Source organism: Vibrio sp. E14, assembly GCF_020515785.1.
In the GTDB taxonomy this organism is placed as follows: domain Bacteria; phylum Pseudomonadota; class Gammaproteobacteria; order Enterobacterales; family Vibrionaceae; genus Vibrio; species Vibrio diabolicus.
In genome coordinates, this window is sequence record NZ_JAHPJI010000006.1 from 241,179 (window position 1) to 256,003 (window position 14,825).

The 14,825-nt window shown below is 44.6% G+C and carries 15 protein-coding genes; 5 read left to right on the top strand and 10 right to left on the bottom strand.

All coding sequences use genetic code 11. The annotated features are described in order from the left end of the window. Positions 1–7: 7 nt before the first annotated feature. The 3 genes from LIX84_RS17390 to LIX84_RS17400 all read right to left on the bottom strand — a co-directional run bounded on the left by LIX84_RS17390 (position 8) and on the right by LIX84_RS17400 (position 2,579). A complete protein-coding gene (locus LIX84_RS17390; RefSeq protein ID WP_005397767.1) occupies positions 8–583 on the bottom strand; it encodes a nucleoside triphosphate pyrophosphohydrolase family protein in 576 nt (191 codons plus the stop codon). A gap of 110 nt (positions 584–693) precedes the next feature. Continuing rightward, a complete protein-coding gene (locus tag LIX84_RS17395; protein WP_226421838.1) occupies positions 694–1,266 on the bottom strand; it encodes a DUF1415 domain-containing protein in 573 nt (190 codons plus the stop codon). Positions 1,267–1,355: 89 nt separating this feature from the next. After that, the gene (locus LIX84_RS17400; protein ID WP_226421839.1) at positions 1,356–2,579 is read right to left on the bottom strand and encodes an MFS transporter; all 1,224 of its coding nucleotides are present in this window, start codon (positions 2,577–2,579) and stop codon (positions 1,356–1,358) included. Between the two features lie 106 nt (positions 2,580–2,685). Here LIX84_RS17400 and LIX84_RS17405 point away from each other — a divergent pair, with 106 nt between their 5' ends. Further along, positions 2,686–3,555 (top strand): LysR family transcriptional regulator, encoded by an 870-nt coding sequence (locus tag LIX84_RS17405; RefSeq protein ID WP_109168432.1) that lies wholly within the window; start codon positions 2,686–2,688, stop codon positions 3,553–3,555. Between the two features lie 27 nt (positions 3,556–3,582). Here LIX84_RS17405 and LIX84_RS17410 read toward each other — a convergent pair whose 3' ends face one another. Next, positions 3,583–3,813 (bottom strand): glutaredoxin family protein, encoded by a 231-nt coding sequence (locus tag LIX84_RS17410; RefSeq protein ID WP_005377871.1) that lies wholly within the window; start codon positions 3,811–3,813, stop codon positions 3,583–3,585. Positions 3,814–3,951: 138 nt separating this feature from the next. On the opposite strand from LIX84_RS17410, the gene LIX84_RS17415 reads away from it, so the two are divergent. Continuing rightward, positions 3,952–4,467: a YgjP-like metallopeptidase domain-containing protein gene (locus tag LIX84_RS17415; RefSeq protein WP_226421840.1), complete on the top strand. Its 516-nt coding sequence runs from the start codon at positions 3,952–3,954 to the stop codon at positions 4,465–4,467. After that, entirely contained in the window at positions 4,454–5,581 is a 1,128-nt protein-coding gene (gene rlmF, locus LIX84_RS17420) for a 23S rRNA (adenine(1618)-N(6))-methyltransferase RlmF (RefSeq protein ID WP_226421841.1), read from the top strand. Before LIX84_RS17415 ends, rlmF begins: the two co-directional genes overlap by 14 nt. A 71-nt stretch (positions 5,582–5,652) precedes the next feature. Here rlmF and LIX84_RS17425 read toward each other — a convergent pair whose 3' ends face one another. The 6 genes from LIX84_RS17425 to LIX84_RS17450 all read right to left on the bottom strand — a co-directional run bounded on the left by LIX84_RS17425 (position 5,653) and on the right by LIX84_RS17450 (position 12,178). After that, positions 5,653–5,973 carry a hypothetical protein gene (locus tag LIX84_RS17425; protein WP_085343195.1) on the bottom strand — a complete coding sequence of 107 codons (321 nt, stop codon included), beginning with the start codon at positions 5,971–5,973 and terminating at the stop codon, positions 5,653–5,655. Positions 5,974–6,043: 70 nt separating this feature from the next. Further along, positions 6,044–7,636: a S41 family peptidase gene (locus LIX84_RS17430; protein WP_226421842.1), complete on the bottom strand. Its 1,593-nt coding sequence runs from the start codon at positions 7,634–7,636 to the stop codon at positions 6,044–6,046. A gap of 364 nt (positions 7,637–8,000) precedes the next feature. Beyond that, on the bottom strand, positions 8,001–8,765 hold the full coding sequence (locus LIX84_RS17435; protein WP_226421843.1) for a transcriptional regulator: 765 nt from the start codon (positions 8,763–8,765) through the stop codon (positions 8,001–8,003). Between the two features lie 30 nt (positions 8,766–8,795). Continuing rightward, positions 8,796–9,470, bottom strand: coding sequence for a GntR family transcriptional regulator (locus LIX84_RS17440; RefSeq protein ID WP_005393513.1), 675 nt, complete (start codon positions 9,468–9,470; stop codon positions 8,796–8,798). Between the two features lie 152 nt (positions 9,471–9,622). Continuing rightward, the gene (locus LIX84_RS17445) at positions 9,623–11,155 is read right to left on the bottom strand and encodes an aldehyde dehydrogenase (NADP(+)) (protein ID WP_226421876.1); all 1,533 of its coding nucleotides are present in this window, start codon (positions 11,153–11,155) and stop codon (positions 9,623–9,625) included. 21 nt (positions 11,156–11,176) lie between these two features. Further along, complete coding sequence (locus LIX84_RS17450) at positions 11,177–12,178, bottom strand: 4-hydroxyproline epimerase (RefSeq protein ID WP_226421844.1); 1,002 nt, start codon at positions 12,176–12,178, stop codon at positions 11,177–11,179. Positions 12,179–12,287: 109 nt separating this feature from the next. Here LIX84_RS17450 and LIX84_RS17455 point away from each other — a divergent pair, with 109 nt between their 5' ends. Further along, the gene (locus LIX84_RS17455) at positions 12,288–13,544 is read left to right on the top strand and encodes an NAD(P)/FAD-dependent oxidoreductase (RefSeq protein ID WP_226421845.1); all 1,257 of its coding nucleotides are present in this window, start codon (positions 12,288–12,290) and stop codon (positions 13,542–13,544) included. A 123-nt stretch (positions 13,545–13,667) separates the two neighbouring features. Beyond that, positions 13,668–14,741, top strand: coding sequence for a polyamine ABC transporter substrate-binding protein (locus tag LIX84_RS17460; protein WP_017633955.1), 1,074 nt, complete (start codon positions 13,668–13,670; stop codon positions 14,739–14,741). Positions 14,742–14,825: the final 84 nt, after the last annotated feature.

Genomic DNA, 14,825 nt, shown 5'->3' on the forward strand with positions numbered 1-14,825 from the left:
TCAACGCTTACTGAGTTAGCGGTTTTAGATCTGCTGGGCGGTAGTAAACTGATTTGAGTACTTTGCCTTTACGAATGGTTTTACCTTCCGATACGAAATCTTCGGCGCATTTTGCGATGATGTATTCACCTTTCTGCACCGCCATCAACTTGATGCCTTGTTCCGCGTAGAATGCTTCTGTTTCTGAGTACTCTTGCTCGTTACGGCATACTTTGCTCATGTTGCTTGAGTGTACTTCATCCCAGCAAGGAATAAATTCGATACCACGGTTTACTGCAACGTTTAATAGAAGATCAATTAAGTAGCTGATCGCTAGGTTATCTTCTACTTTGCTGTGGCCAAGATGAACAAGACGGCCCATTAATACATACACGCTGTCTACGATGGCGTCCGCTTGCTCGGTTTTACAATCTGCTTCTGCTAGCTCTGTTAGCTCTTCGATCGCCAAAGAGGTGTGTAGTGTATCTGCTTGTGCATCAAGGCTTGCAGCGTCTGCGACTGGTAAGTCGAACGTACTACGGAACTCGGTGATATCACGGTATAAGTGATCAAAAATCTCTTGGGTTAGCTTTGACAGTTGCATTCTAATTTCCATTAAATCGATTGAAGCGGCAATGATACCAAACCGCACTTTGAACCCCAAGGGCATTGAATCCAACTGGTGATAAATCTGCCTTTGGGTAATGGTGGAGCTTAATGAAATAGGTAAGGAAACAGCTTTTTACGTTCTTCCTCTGAAAGGGCGGAAACACGAGCGATGTTCGTATCGGGAATGGATTCAGGATCAGGATAGTGTTTTAGTACCTTTTCCATACTCTCTTCGCGAATCAAATGGAAGATTGGGTAAGGAGAACGATTGGTCAGGTTTTCGTCGTCTTCAGGCCTTGCGCCGCCAAAACAGTAATCAGGATGGAAAGTCGCCACTTGGAAAATGCCTTCCCAGTTTTGTTGCTTAATTAATCCTTCAACCCAATCGATACAAAAGTTGTAGTCCCAGAAATCTTGTAGCATGTTGGGAACCACAACCAACGTGGTCTCAAGTTGTTCGGGTTCTGTGTTACTCATCTCAATCAGCTGCAATAAAATATCTTCAAGAAACGCTTCTTCTTGAGTCGCTTCACTAACAAAGATTTTGATTTGTTTATTACGTTGCGGTTTGGCAGCAAACGGACAAAGGTTGAGTCCGATTACCACATCGTTGAGCCATTGATCGACCTGTTGAGTGATCGCTTCGATATCTGTGTTTTGTGTTGAACGCGTTGACATACGACTTTCTGGTTTTTATTAAAGTAGCTCAAGCATAGCAGAGTTGGTTATCCAAGTAACCAGAGAGGTATTACGCAAATGAGCGTACCTTAGCTACTCTTTAAACTCGCAGCGTCAGGTGTTTGGTCAGTATGCTTTCTTTCGGCAATGTGTTTCAAATACGCAATCGCAGCAAACATCGCTAGGTAGACTGCGCTTCCTCCCATAAGAACACTCGACCAACCACCATGTTGCCAACAATAAAGAAGTAAGAATCCTCCCAAACTGCCGCCTACATAGTAGTGTACTAAGTAGAGCGCTGTCGCGGTGGCTTTGGCGCGAGTGGCATTCTGACCGACCCAACCGTAGGCGAGGGTATGAGTAAAGAAGGCACCAAAACTTATCAGCAACAACCCAACTAGCATTGCAGTCAAGCTTTCAACCGCAGCAATCCACATCCCCGTCATGCTCACTATCGCGCCTAAGAACATACCGAGGATTGATGAATAACGTTTACTCCAGTGGCCTGCACAACGAGAGGAGAAAGTCCCTCCCAAGTAACAAATAAAGATCAATGAGGCCAACCCGACGGGCACATTGTGAGGTTCACTCACCAGACGGAAACCCATGACGGAGTAAAGGTTGACGAACAAAGCAAAGTTGAGTCCTCCTATCAGCATCGCGAACCACACGCGTTGGTTTTTAAAATGACCAATAAGCGCACGATTTTGATGGCGCAAACTGCTTGATGACGGGGTGAAGTTGCGCTGTGTTGGCAATAAATAGTGAACGCCAATGACACCAATAAGAGTGAACACCATCATAACTTCAATGGCGACATCAACACTGAAATTGTCCGCCAATAAGCCGCCGCTAATACGCCCTGCAATACCACCTAATGAGTTAGCCGCAATGTACGTTCCAATTGCCATCGAGAAAGCGTGCTTGTCGAGTTCTTCTGCCATGTAAGCCACGGCGACCGCAGCAAAAGCGGCGAGCGCGACACCGATCAATGCTCGACATACCACCAAAAACAGGAATGAGTCACCAAACAGCATCAAAGCGGAAAGGGTAGGAATCGAAAACAGACCGGCCATCATGACTGGCTTTCTTCCCACTGACTCTGACAACACAGCCATTGGAACGAGGCTAGAAGAGAGAGCAAGTGTTGAGGCCGCAAATAACCAGTTCACTTGCGTTTCTGAGATCGTGAAAATTTGGGCAAAAGTGGGCAGCATTGGCTGTAGTAGGTATAAATTTGAAAAAACCAAGAAGGAACCAAGCGCTAGCGAGAGCGTAATGCGTTTGTATTCCGGTGTGCCAAAACTGACCATGAATCCTGCCTAATGTGAGCAAATGGAGAGACTGTGATCAATCTATCAGTTCATTGTAAATTAAAAAAATATATTAAAAATATGGACACCATATATTTTTGATCTGATGGAATCGAAACAACTTAAACATTTTCTGGCGGTCGCTGAACATGGAAACATTACCCATGCGGCTAAAGCCCTGCATATTGCCCAGCCCGCATTAAGCATTTCTATCAAAAAGTTTGAGCAGTCTTTGGGCGTTACCCTATTTCGCCGTGATGATAAAAAAATCAGCTTAACGAAAGAGGGCGAAACGCTACTTGTACATGCCAAGCGGGTGATTCAACAGTTGCACGACGCGCAGCTCGCGATTGATGAGTTGAAAGGTTTAGCGAAAGGCGAAGTACGACTCGGAACGCCATCAATGATGGGCAGTTATTTCTTTCCACGAATTGTGATGGCGTTTAAAAGCCAGTTCCCGGAGTTAAAATTGACCTTGGTTGAAGCTGGGACTCAATCGATTCGTCGTATGCTGCTCAATGGTCAACTCGATATCGGTGTGATCAGTTGTGATAACGTGCCTGATGACCTAGAAACTGACCATTTGTTTACTAGCCAAATGGTCGCCGTTGTTTCACCTGAGCATGAGTTAGCCCAGCGACACGCTCTTACTTTTGATGAGTTCTTTGAACACGATTTGGTTATGTTTCAGCATGGCTATTTTCACCGTGAATTTTTGGATCAGGTGAGTGAGGAGCATGGGTTTACCATGAAGTCATCATTCGAGACCAACTTACTGCCTTTGATTTTGAGTATTGTGAAACAAGAGTTTGCGATTACCGCGTTACTGGAATTGGTGACTCAACATGAGTCGGGCGTTGTTGGCCTACCGTTTGAACCACCCGTTACGCTAGATCTGGCACTTGCTTGGCGCAAGCAGGGGTATTTATCAATAGCAGATCGAACGTTTATCGACTTTATCAAGCGCTACGTTTAAACGCAGCGCAGATTCATTGTTCGAGCACTAGTCGCCTTTGTACATCTTCTCGAAGTTCTTTGGGTTCCAGCCAATCATTACCCGATCACCAATTTTTAAAACTGGCACTGAACGAGCACCAAGCGCATCAAGTTCTTTGCGACCGCGTTGCATCTTAGCATTGCACAAACGATAGTTAATATTTTTCGAATCCAGATAACGTTGAGCATCTTTGCAGTGAGGGCATTTGTCTTTGACATAAAGAACGACACGTTTCATTGAATTTCTCTCCATTATCATTGGGAGGCGAAGTTTAACGGCCTTTCGTCATAAATGAAAGGCGAAAGCTAAGGTGAAACTGTCCTTTATCTCAGGTATATTGAGCGCCTTTATTTTGTCATAACAGACGTTAATTCTATGCATCCGTCACTTCGATACATTCAAGGCTACCCACAAAACATCGTAGAGCAGGTGAGCTCATTGATAGCGAGTGGCAAGTTTGTTCCTTGGTTCGAAAAGCGTTATCCCGATAGGCACCAAATCAAAAGCGAAAGGGCGCTCTATGAGTACGCCATGGCAATCAAAAACCGCTACATGAAGAAAGCCGCGCCAATCAGTAAAGTTGTCTACGATAAGAAAATTCACGCGGTAAACAATGCGCTTGGTTTGCACAGTGTTATCAGTAGAAACCATGGCGGTAAGCTGAAGTCGAAAAACGAGATTCGCATTGCCAATGTATTTAAGGATGCGCCCGAGCCACTATTAAGAATGCTGGTGGTACATGAGTTGGCGCATACTCGTGAGAAAAGCCACGACAAGGCGTTCTATCAGCTATGTTGCTACATGGAGCCTGAGTATCACCAACTCGAATTTGATGCTCGTTTGTTTATGATTTACCTCGATTTAAAAGCGAATTTGAATGAAGAACAATAATCACAACGCGAAGCAAGCAAAGCCAAAGACTTCAAAGGCGGCTCAGAATAAAGACGCGAATAAAGCCAAGCCGAAGCGTGTTAAAGACAAAGTTGCGCGCAAATCCCCGCAGCCTGCAGGAAAGAGCGAAGTCGAGTTCATAAAAATAGCGAAGAATGGTTTGCATGAGCGTAATGTTCATCGAGGTCGTTACGATTTTAAAAAACTCGTGGAAAGTGAACCACAGTTAAAGCCATTCGTTATCAAAAATCCGAAAGGGGAAGACTCCATAAACTTCTCTGATCCTAACGCTGTTAAAATGCTCAATAAAGCATTGCTTGCTGCGTATTATGGTATCGAGTTCTGGGACATTCCCGACACCTACCTTTGCCCACCGATTCCGGGCCGCGCTGATTACATTCACCGAGTGGCAGAACTACTTGATGGTGAAGCAAAAGGTCAGTACGCGCACCAAAAAGTGAAAGCGTTGGACATTGGCGTGGGAGCAAACTGTATTTATCCGATTGTTGGTGTAACAAAATACGGTTGGCACTATACGGGCAGCGATGTCGATCCAAAATCCATCCAATCGGCTCAAACGATCGTAGAGCACAATCGTGTTTTGACGGGAAAAATTGCACTAATACAGCAACACAATGATGCCAATATTTATCGAGGTATCATTCAACCGAATGATCGTTATGATGTGACGACATGTAATCCGCCATTCCATCGTTCGGCGGAAGATGCCGCTATGGGCAGCCAGCGTAAAATCGATAATCTAAAAGCAAACCAGCGTAAGAAAGGGTTAAAACCTCAAACCGCAAAAGTAAAGACAAGTAAGCCTGCGTTGAATTTTGGCGGTCAAAACGCTGAATTGTGGTGTGAAGGTGGAGAAGCGGCGTTTATCCGAAAAATGGCGAATGAAAGCCAAGCTTTTGCCGCGCAGGTCTTGTGGTTTACAACACTTATATCCAAAAAAGACAACGTTCGCCCGATGCGCAAGCAGCTTGAAAAATTGGGTGTGAAAGCCATTCGTGTGGTTGAAATGAGCCAAGGACAGAAATTGAGCCGTTTTGTAGCTTGGTCATACATGGATAAACAACAGCGTAAAGCATGGATTGAATTAAAGTAACGTTGACCGTTTCACACTGAACAATAAAGTAGGAAGCCCGCTGATATCAGCGGGCTTCTATTTTGGGAGATCTAAAACTTAATGATGGGCTCACAATCTAGTGAACTGAGAGAGACAAAAGTATCTGTTTTGGCATAGTACAAGCCACAGGTTTCACCTCTTATCTGCAACGTATATTGGTCTGGAAGATCCGTATAGCTGCCATCCAACAGTTGATTGTTGTTCCCTTTTACTCGTCCTTTTTCAATCAACAAATGCGGTGAGGATTCAAATACGTTATTTGCGATTCTAGGTGCTGGTGTCCCTTGGATTTCTGCGATCGCGTTTTGAATCTCTATGACTGTTTCCGGAGAGTTCTCTTTACTCAATGCTTCAACGGGTTCTTGTGACATAGCTTGGCATCCTATCAAAGAAATCGAAGTGCCTAAGAAAAGCGCAACCCGAATCAGCATTCGTAAAAAGTTAGTTGATCTCAACATGAATTGCCTCTGTTCGTAGCGGAGAGCGAAGATCGCTTAACTCCGGAGATGAAATGTTACGCGGCATGGCATTGAAACTTGAAGAGGAGACTGGCGGACAGGTTCCAGTTTCCATGTAGTTTAGTGCCGCAGAAAGCATATCTTCAGACGGATCGCCTAATGGTTTTGTTAGGTCGTCATTGACCCAGCAACCTTCCACTCTATTGTTTAAGCCTAGCTCGGTATTGATTTGGCTCTTTGGAGTAGGAATAAAACCATCAGAGAAGTCGCCAAATTTTTTCTCGTTCGCTGACTTGAACTGAATAGTGTAGTACATAGTGCCGCAGTTTTGTTCTGGTGAGAACCCATACGGTTTACCTGTGGTTGTTGAGCCTATTTGGATAACCTCCACATCAATGCCGCGCAAAGCGTTGATTAGCAGTTCACTTGAGGAAGCCGTGCCTCCTGAAGTCAGCACATATACGCGCTTTTTGTTCAGTGTCGGAAGCACTTGATCCGAATATTTCTGTGCTGCCCAGTCTATTGCTAGATTCGTAAAGCGATAGATGTTATCTCCATCTTTAATGGTACGCATCACTTTGTCATTATGAATCAACTCACTGAAGACTCGGTTCTGACCAGCACCGCTTAGCATGTAGCCTACTTGCGAGGACTGAAGGACTAAGCCACCGCCGTTGTAACGCAAATCAACGACGATCTCGTCAACATTCTCTGCCGAGAGCGTACTGAACGCCTCAATAAGTGGGGCTTGAGCGCTTGGTTCAAATGAGTTGTATTGTAGATAGCCGATTTGCATACCATTGTGTGCGATCACTTTGGCATTTTTAACTGGAGAAGTCATGACATCAGAGGCGGTAAGCGTCACGGTTTTCTCTAGGCCGTCAACACTCTCAAATGTGAAGGTGTAATCTTGATTGATGTCAGGGTTAAATAGAGTTTTATTAATAAAATCAATGTCGGACTGACTACCGGTGTTAACAACATCAATATTATTGATTTTTAGAAGCTTATCACCACGAGCAATGCCGCTTCTATCAGCTGGAGAGGCTTCTTCAGTATAGGAGATACGAACGTCTCTAGGTTGTACGCCACGTAGGAATGCCCAGTTAAAACCAAACCCAGCGACTAAACCAGATTGCGATGATTTCATATCATCTTCATAAGGGACGGTAAAATGGAAGCGATCTTTCGGTTTACCCGTCGCGGTAGTAGCAGAGGTGACCAGCGTATTGAAGTAATCAGTAACAGTTTTGTAGTTTGCTGGATTGTTATCAGGAACCTCGTCATACCATAGATACGTTTCGTTAGTAAAAGCTCTTAAAAAGAGTTTTTCGTGTAATACAGAGCCCAATTTATCTGGGTAGGCGGCATAATTGTTATATGGGTCTCGACCCACTCGTGGGGTTTCACATTGGTTGACAAACGAGCTTGATGGTTGGCTAAAATCACCGGCTTTCCATGTTGGTCCAGTTGCGCTGCTAGTTGACGGAGTAGATGAGCCATCACCGCCGCCACCGCCACAACCTTGTAATAATGCGAGAGTGACTGCCGTTGCTAAAGAATACTTAAATTTCACTTTTCTATGTCCTTATAAATAATAGAATTGTAATTATCTGTTTTACTTTTGTTTTTATTAGCTAGGTGAATGTATTAATTTAATTCGTTCGTCTGCAAATTTATAGTTAAATAGTGTGAGGTAAATAACGTAAAAATGGTTATCTTTTATTCTTAAAAATCCATTAGTTATTCCTTAAGTTCCTTAGCAGTTTCAACGTAATAATAAGGAAAAAAACAAAGATGAAATGGAGGGTTCTCTTAGTCGACTAATTGTTGTTTGCTAAATAGAAAGTAAATTTTTGGCTGGGAAATTCTATTTATTAGAGATTTAGCAGGAATAAATGATGCATTCTAGGTTTGGAGTGAATTTTTAATCTGATGTTTTAATTTATTTTAGTCAATTGGGCGACGTGCTTTAACAGCCTTCCATCAATATCAGGCAAGTAATCTGCGAAAAATATCTGAGCGCCAGGAGTGCAGCGCATTAATATATTTGTTAGTTCACCTTCGTTGTTGGAAGTGTTAACTGCGTTGAGTTTCGCTAATTTATTACAAAGCTCGTCCTCTATTTGCACTTTTTGCTCTTCGGTGAGCCTAATACGACCCACACACACACCTGGGTTGATGCTATGAGAAAGCGACTCTTGTTGAAATCGCTCTTTGAATAAGGTGTCCAATGCGGTACCTTCTTCCATAATAAATCGACGACCAGAACGGTAAAATAAGCCGTCTCCGAAGTTCTCCACATACCCTAGAATTTCCGCGATACGCAAATAGAATCGTAAGCTTGTATCAGAAAGTCCGTAAGTTTGGGCTATCTCTTGGGGTTTAATATCGCGAGAAGTCAGCATATAAATAAAATCAAGTAAATAGGGATGCTCAACGAAAAGGGCGCTCTCTTCATCTGTTAGCATTTGCTCGTTTTGGTGCTGAAGCTCGTTGGCTAAGGTTGCGAGTTCGATGAGATCGGTGTTCAGGTAGTTCAGATAAATAAGTACTTTATCCAAACCTAAAGCTGGATTATGTAGGTGGCGTTTTATACTAGATAAAGGGATGCCACTTTTCTCTGACAAGGAATTATAGCAAAGCCCTTCTTCTTTAATCTTTTTTCGTAGCGCTGCGAGTAAAAACTTTGGTCCAACATTCATCCTTGAATATCACCTTATTCGTTATTCCGTTTACTGGCTGATATTTTGCCTTTCAAGCAGCAGGTTTCGAATCGCAGTGCCTGCTTCTAGAATGTGTTTTTTCAGCAGGTACTTGGCGCCTTCTATATCGCGATTTTGGCACATTTCAAACAAGCTTAAGTGCTCTTCTTCTGCCTTTTTAATGCCTGTTGTAAACAATAGCTGCATGCGTATGTATCGGTCACACTTTGTGTTCAGGCTGTAAATGACGTCCATAGTTTCAGGCATGTTGGCTGGCGCATATAGGGCTTTATGGAATTCGTAGTTGTAGTTGCTCCATTCTTCTACTTCGTCGCCACTGTTCACTACAGACTCGAAACGTTCGCGAACTTCGCGCGCGCGTTCAAGGTCAGCGTCTGTCATATTTTGAATCGCACGCTCTAAAATGTGGCATTCCACGACAGCGCGCAGTTCAAATAGCTCATTGATTTTCTCTGGAGATAGCTCAGTGACCGTCGCACCTTTGTGAGGTTCAAAGCTAACGAGTCCTTGTGCTTCCAATTGAACTAACGCTTCACGCACAGGAATGCGGCTAACATTAAACTCTTTTGCTAACGCATCTTGACGTAAAGGTTGACCAGTTTTTAACTCGCCCTTCAAGATCTGAGTTCGAATTGCTTCCTCAACGAGCTGAGTGCGCGTTTTAAAAACAGGTTTCTGTGACATTGAAGTCTCCCGTTAAATTAATATTGTATCCAATCCATTTTACTTTAGTAGTTTATTGTTTTTCTGGCACAAACCAACTAGGAAAGAAGGTTTTGAGAAGTAGAGTGAAATAAAAGGCATCAGTTGATGCCTTTTTGAGCCATTTGGTGGGCTTATTGGGACACTCTGCCGTCTATGGCGCGTTGAATACCCAGTGGGTTTGACGCTTTTAATGAATCTGGTAATAAAGATTCTGGCAAAGCTTGATAAGCTACGGGGCGCAACCAACGATGAATAGCCTCCGCTCCAACAGATGTTGAGGCAGAATTGGTTGAAGCAGGATATGGTCCACCATGAACCATAGCGTAACCAACCTCGACGCCAGTTGGCCAACCGTTGAATACAAGGCGTCCGGCGATTTCTTCCAAACTTGGAAGCAGTTGTTTCGCTTGTTCTTCGTCTTCAGCGGTAGCGTGAAGGGTCGCGGTGAGCGAGCCAGTCAGTGAATCACTCAGTTTCAACATGTCATCGAAATCTTCACAGGTTACGATTAACGATTGAGGACCAAATATTTCTTCCTCCCATTGCGGGTTTTTACGCCAGTTTTTACTGTCCGTCACGAACAGTGCTGGTGAGACATTGGTCGCTTCTGCTTGTTCAGAACGAGTGGTGTTAATGCCTGTCTCGGAAGCTCGTTTATCCACTTCGGATTCATACGTTTCTCGGATTCCTTGCGTTAGCAAAGTGGCCGTTGATTGTTGTCGAATTAACCCTTGAGCAGTTTCGATAAAGGCTTGCGTTTCTGGGCTATTCAAGACAAATACAACGCCTGGTTTTGTACAAAATTGTCCACAGCCCAAAGTCATAGAAGCCACAAATTCTTCAGCCAATGATGCGTTTGCCCGTATGGCTGAAGGGAGAATAAATGTTGGGTTAATCGCCCCTAGTTCGCCATAGAAGGGGATTGGCTCTGGTCTTTGCTGAGCTAGATTAAACAGCGCACGGCCACCACCGACTGAGCCTGTAAACCCGACCCCTTTAATTTTTGGATGGGTAACGAGTGCTTGGCCAAGTGCGCGTTTGTTACCTTGCAATAGCGTGAAGATGGCTTGCGGTAAGCACTCTTTCTCAAGTGCAGCCTCAACACACTCTGCAACAAGTTGACTAGTGCCTGGGTGGGCTGTATGGCCTTTTACAATCACAGGACAGCCAGCAGCCAGTGCCGAAGCCGTATCGCCACCTGCAGTAGAAAATGCGAGCGGAAAATTAGACGCACCAAACACGGCGACAGGGCCAATTGCGATTTGCTGACGGCGAATATCTGGTTTTGGCAGTGGTTGACGGTTTGGGTTTGGCGTATCGAAAATTGCTTGATGGTGATTACCCGATCTCACAACCTCGGCAAATAGTCGTAATTGGCTCGCGGTACGTCCTATTTCACCGCTTAAACGTGCTTCGGGAAGGGCAGTTTCTAAATGAGCACGAGCAACGATTTCTTTACTCTTCACTTCCAATTCAGAGGCGATAGAGCAAAGTAAGCTCGCTCGCTTTGCATTGCTTAGTTGGCGAAACTCACGCGCAACGTTTTGGGCGGCTGAGGCGGCTTGATTAACTTCTTGCTCTCCATGTACCGGAAACGCTATAGGTAGAGGCTCACCAATAAAGGCGTTGACTGCGTAAAAAGTGGTTGGTTCTTGTGAGTTCATCATTCTTCCTTACTATCCTTATTACTTCACTTCAAATCCGTACGCGTATGGATCTTCATCGTCTACCCATATCGTATTGTGACCGTATACTTGTGCCCATCCTTCAATACTTGGCAAAATAGCGGCTTTGCCATTCACTTCGGTAATGCTTTCTATACGTCCTTGAAATAGGCTGCCGATGATACTTTCGTGAACAAAGTCTTCCCCTTGATTGAGTTTGCCTCTTGCATGCCATTGCGCCATACGTGCACTTGTTCCCGTACCACATGGCGAACGATCCAACGCTTTGTCGCCGTAAAACACAGCATTTCGAGCGGTGGCGTTTTCTTGAGTGGGCTCTCCGGTCCATAGCACATGAGAAACACTGCATACTGTTGGATCTTCTGGATGTACGCACTCAACCGCTCGAGATACCGCTTCGCGAACTTTTGGAGAAAGCATCAAAATTTCATCTGGAGAGTAGTGTTCAAGTCCGGCGTAGTTTTCTTGAGGATCGACGATTACGTAATAGTTTCCGCCATAAGCAACATCGACAGTGAGCTCACCTAAGCCCTCTATGTCCACGGTTACGTCTTGGTGGGCAAGGTAAGCTGGTACGTTAAATATCTTTACCGACGTGACCTTGTCACCTTTTGTTTGGTAGTGCACTTCGATTTGTCCTGCTGGGACATCAAGTATCAAACGACCTTCTTTTTTGGGAGTGATAAGGCGATTCTCGATAGCGGTAGTGACGGTTCCGATGGTGCCGTGGCCACACATTGGTAAGCAGCCACTGGTTTCAATAAACAGAATTGAAGCGTCTGCGTTATCGCTGCAAGGAGGCAAGACAACTGACCCCGACATCATTGAGTGTCCGCGAGGCTCAAACATGAGTGCCTGACGAATCCAATCATAATGCTCAAGAAAGTATTGGCGCTTTTCGCTCATGGTATTGCCTTCGAGTGGAGGCACACCGCCTGCTACCAGCCTAACTGGGTTGCCGCAGGTGTGGGCATCAATACAGAAAAAAGTTCCTTGTCTCATTTTTCGCTCCTTGCTGAAAAAATGGTTGAATTAAACAATAGTGATGTTAACGTAATGTAAAATATATTGTATACAATCTACGTTTTCAAGTGTGACTCGGAGCATATTTATGTTGGTCAAGGATGAAACCAAAAAGGAAAAGATCGCCGTGATAGGTGCGGGGATTATTGGCTTATCAATTGGATTGAAGTTGCAGCAGCAAGGTTATCAAGTCACGATTTTTGATCCCAATGGCGTGGGGAATGGATGCTCTAAAGGAAATGCAGGTCATATCGCGACTGAGCAAATCTTCCCTCTTGCAACGCCAGCGCTGCTTCCACAATTACCTAAAATGCTGCTAGATTCCAAAAGTCCGGTTTCGATCCGTTGGCAAGATATTCCAAACACAATCGGGTGGATGATTCGTTTTCTATTACAAACAAAGCCATCAGCCGCGGAGCGGGCAAAAAACGCGATTAAGAGTCTTAACGAGCGGTCAGTGGCAAGTTGGCGTGACGTGCTTGATTCAATCGGAAAAGCACATCTAATAAAAATGAATGGTTCATTGCTCACTTTTGAAAACGAGAAACTGTTTCAGAATTATCAAAGCACGCTTAACTCACTGGTTAAAAACGGTGTGACGTATCAAGTTTGGACACAAGAGGAGATTCGAGAGCGGATACCTGATCTCAGCCATAAGGTTCGTGTCGGAGTCTTTTTTCCCGAAACAGGTCATACGCTAGACCCTTATCAGCTCTGTGCTGAGCTAAGTGAAGCCTTTGAAGTTCTTGGCGGTAAGGTTTTACAAAAAGGTGTATCTGCGTTGGCGAAAAATGGCGATGTGCTGGTTGAGTCTCAAACTCATTCATTTGACCGAATCATTGTTGCCGCTGGTGTACATTCTAAGCCTTTGATACGGCAACTAACCGGAGTCAAAGTGCCTATTCAAGCCGAGCGTGGTTATCACCTAATGGTGGATGACAAGCGTGATGTATTGCCATTTCCTATTAGCTCTGCCGATAGAAAATTCATCATGACTCCGATGTCTGGTGGGTTACGCTTGGCAGGCACTGTTGAGTATGCCGATGTAGAGTCACCACCCAATATGAAACGTTCAGAAATGCTTTTTCAGTTAGGTGATGAGATGTTTGAATCGGGGTTACATCCACTCAAGCAAGGAGAAAAGTGGATGGGGAATCGGCCTTCAACAGTCGACTCGTTACCGGTTATTGATAGCATTTGGGATGGAAATGTATTACTGGCATTTGGCCACCAACACCTTGGATTAACTCAAGCGGCGATTACGGCAGATCTCCTTTTAGAGCTTATCGAAGGAAAGCCGACATCGATTGATCTTTCACCTTTTTCACTACAACGATTTGCCTGAAAAATTTAATATTAAATATTGTATAAAATATATTAAATGCTAATGTTAACTTAATTTTAACAAAACTGGTGTCCAACAGCCGTACTCGGATGCCTCCAGAAAAACAACCAAAAGGAGTAAAACATGTCACGAATGACCAAAGCACCATTGGCGCTGTTGATTTCAGGAATGCTGTTGGGGACCTCTGCTTATGCTGAAGACAAATTGACGGTCGTATCTTGGGGTGGTGCATTCACCAAGAGCCAAGTGGAGGCATATCACAAGCCTTTCATTAAAAAAACAGGTGTAGAGATCGTATCCGAGGATTTCAGCGGCGGATTAGCCGAAATTAAAGCGCAGGTGGAAGCGAACAACGTGCGCTGGGATTTGGTTTCTCTCGACAAGCCGGACATTGTTCGTGGTTGTGCAGAAGGGCTATTAGAACCAGTGAGCCCAAGTATTTTGCCTCCGGGCGCAGATGGAACACCAGCACAAGAGGATTTCATTGATGGTGCGATTCACGAGTGCGCAATCAATACCATCGTTGTGTCCACAGTATTAGCGGTGAACGAAGACGCGTTTAAAGGTAAGGCTTTGCCTAGCAAGTTGACCGATCTCTTTGACCTAAAAACTTTTCCAGGTCGACGTGCATTGCAAAAACAACCTCAGGGCAATCTTGAGTGGGCACTATTGGCTGATGGTGTAAAGCCAGAAGAGGTCTACAGCCTGCTCGAAACCGAAGCGGGGCGCGAGCGTGCTTTTGCTAAGTTGGATACGATCAAATCAGAAGTACTGTGGTGGACAACCGGTGCCCAACCACCTCAAATGCTTGCAGACAAAGAAGTGGTGATCGCCTCGGCGTTTAACGGCCGAATTCACAATGCCCGTAAAGATGAAGGTCAACCATTTCGGATTATATGGGACCGTCAAATGGGTTACATGAATGGATGGGCAATACCTAAAGGTAGTGAGAACACAAAGCTTGCATTGGACTTCATCGCTTTTTCTTCAGGAACAAAACCATTAGCTGATCAAGCTAAGTACGTTGCCTATGGGCCTACGCGTAAATCGTCTTCGGCGGAGGTGAACCCAGACATTTTAGCGAACCTTCCTACCGCACCTCAAAACTTCCAAACCGCCTTCCTGATTAACGATGAATGGTGGTCAGACTACGCGGATGAACTAAATGAAGAGTTCAATACCTGGCTGCTTAACTAGGCGTTAATTTATGTGTGGGGCCGAGTTTTCATCCATAAGCGAGGTTCCATACTTTTCCTCAACTGTATTTATGTTTTCGGAGAA

Excerpts from the sequence above, each read along its gene's own strand:
- LIX84_RS17450 (WP_226421844.1), bottom strand. The coding sequence starts at position 12,178 with ATGAGACAAGGAACTTTTTTCTGTATTGATGCCCACACCTGCGGCAAC.
- LIX84_RS17415 (WP_226421840.1), top strand. The coding sequence starts at position 3,952 with ATGCATCCGTCACTTCGATACATTCAAGGCTACCCACAAAACATCGTA.
- LIX84_RS17400 (WP_226421839.1), bottom strand. The coding sequence starts at position 2,579 with ATGGTCAGTTTTGGCACACCGGAATACAAACGCATTACGCTCTCGCTA.
- LIX84_RS17395 (WP_226421838.1), bottom strand. The coding sequence starts at position 1,266 with ATGTCAACGCGTTCAACACAAAACACAGATATCGAAGCGATCACTCAA.
- LIX84_RS17390 (WP_005397767.1), bottom strand. The coding sequence starts at position 583 with ATGCAACTGTCAAAGCTAACCCAAGAGATTTTTGATCACTTATACCGT.
- LIX84_RS17460 (WP_017633955.1), top strand. The coding sequence starts at position 13,668 with ATGTCACGAATGACCAAAGCACCATTGGCGCTGTTGATTTCAGGAATG.
- LIX84_RS17440 (WP_005393513.1), bottom strand. The coding sequence starts at position 9,470 with ATGTCACAGAAACCTGTTTTTAAAACGCGCACTCAGCTCGTTGAGGAA.
- LIX84_RS17425 (WP_085343195.1), bottom strand. The coding sequence starts at position 5,973 with ATGTCACAAGAACCCGTTGAAGCATTGAGTAAAGAGAACTCTCCGGAA.
- rlmF (WP_226421841.1), top strand. The coding sequence starts at position 4,454 with ATGAAGAACAATAATCACAACGCGAAGCAAGCAAAGCCAAAGACTTCA.
- LIX84_RS17410 (WP_005377871.1), bottom strand. The coding sequence starts at position 3,813 with ATGAAACGTGTCGTTCTTTATGTCAAAGACAAATGCCCTCACTGCAAA.
- LIX84_RS17405 (WP_109168432.1), top strand. The coding sequence starts at position 2,686 with ATGGAATCGAAACAACTTAAACATTTTCTGGCGGTCGCTGAACATGGA.
- LIX84_RS17435 (WP_226421843.1), bottom strand. The coding sequence starts at position 8,765 with ATGAATGTTGGACCAAAGTTTTTACTCGCAGCGCTACGAAAAAAGATT.
- LIX84_RS17455 (WP_226421845.1), top strand. The coding sequence starts at position 12,288 with ATGTTGGTCAAGGATGAAACCAAAAAGGAAAAGATCGCCGTGATAGGT.
- LIX84_RS17445 (WP_226421876.1), bottom strand. The coding sequence starts at position 11,155 with ATGAACTCACAAGAACCAACCACTTTTTACGCAGTCAACGCCTTTATT.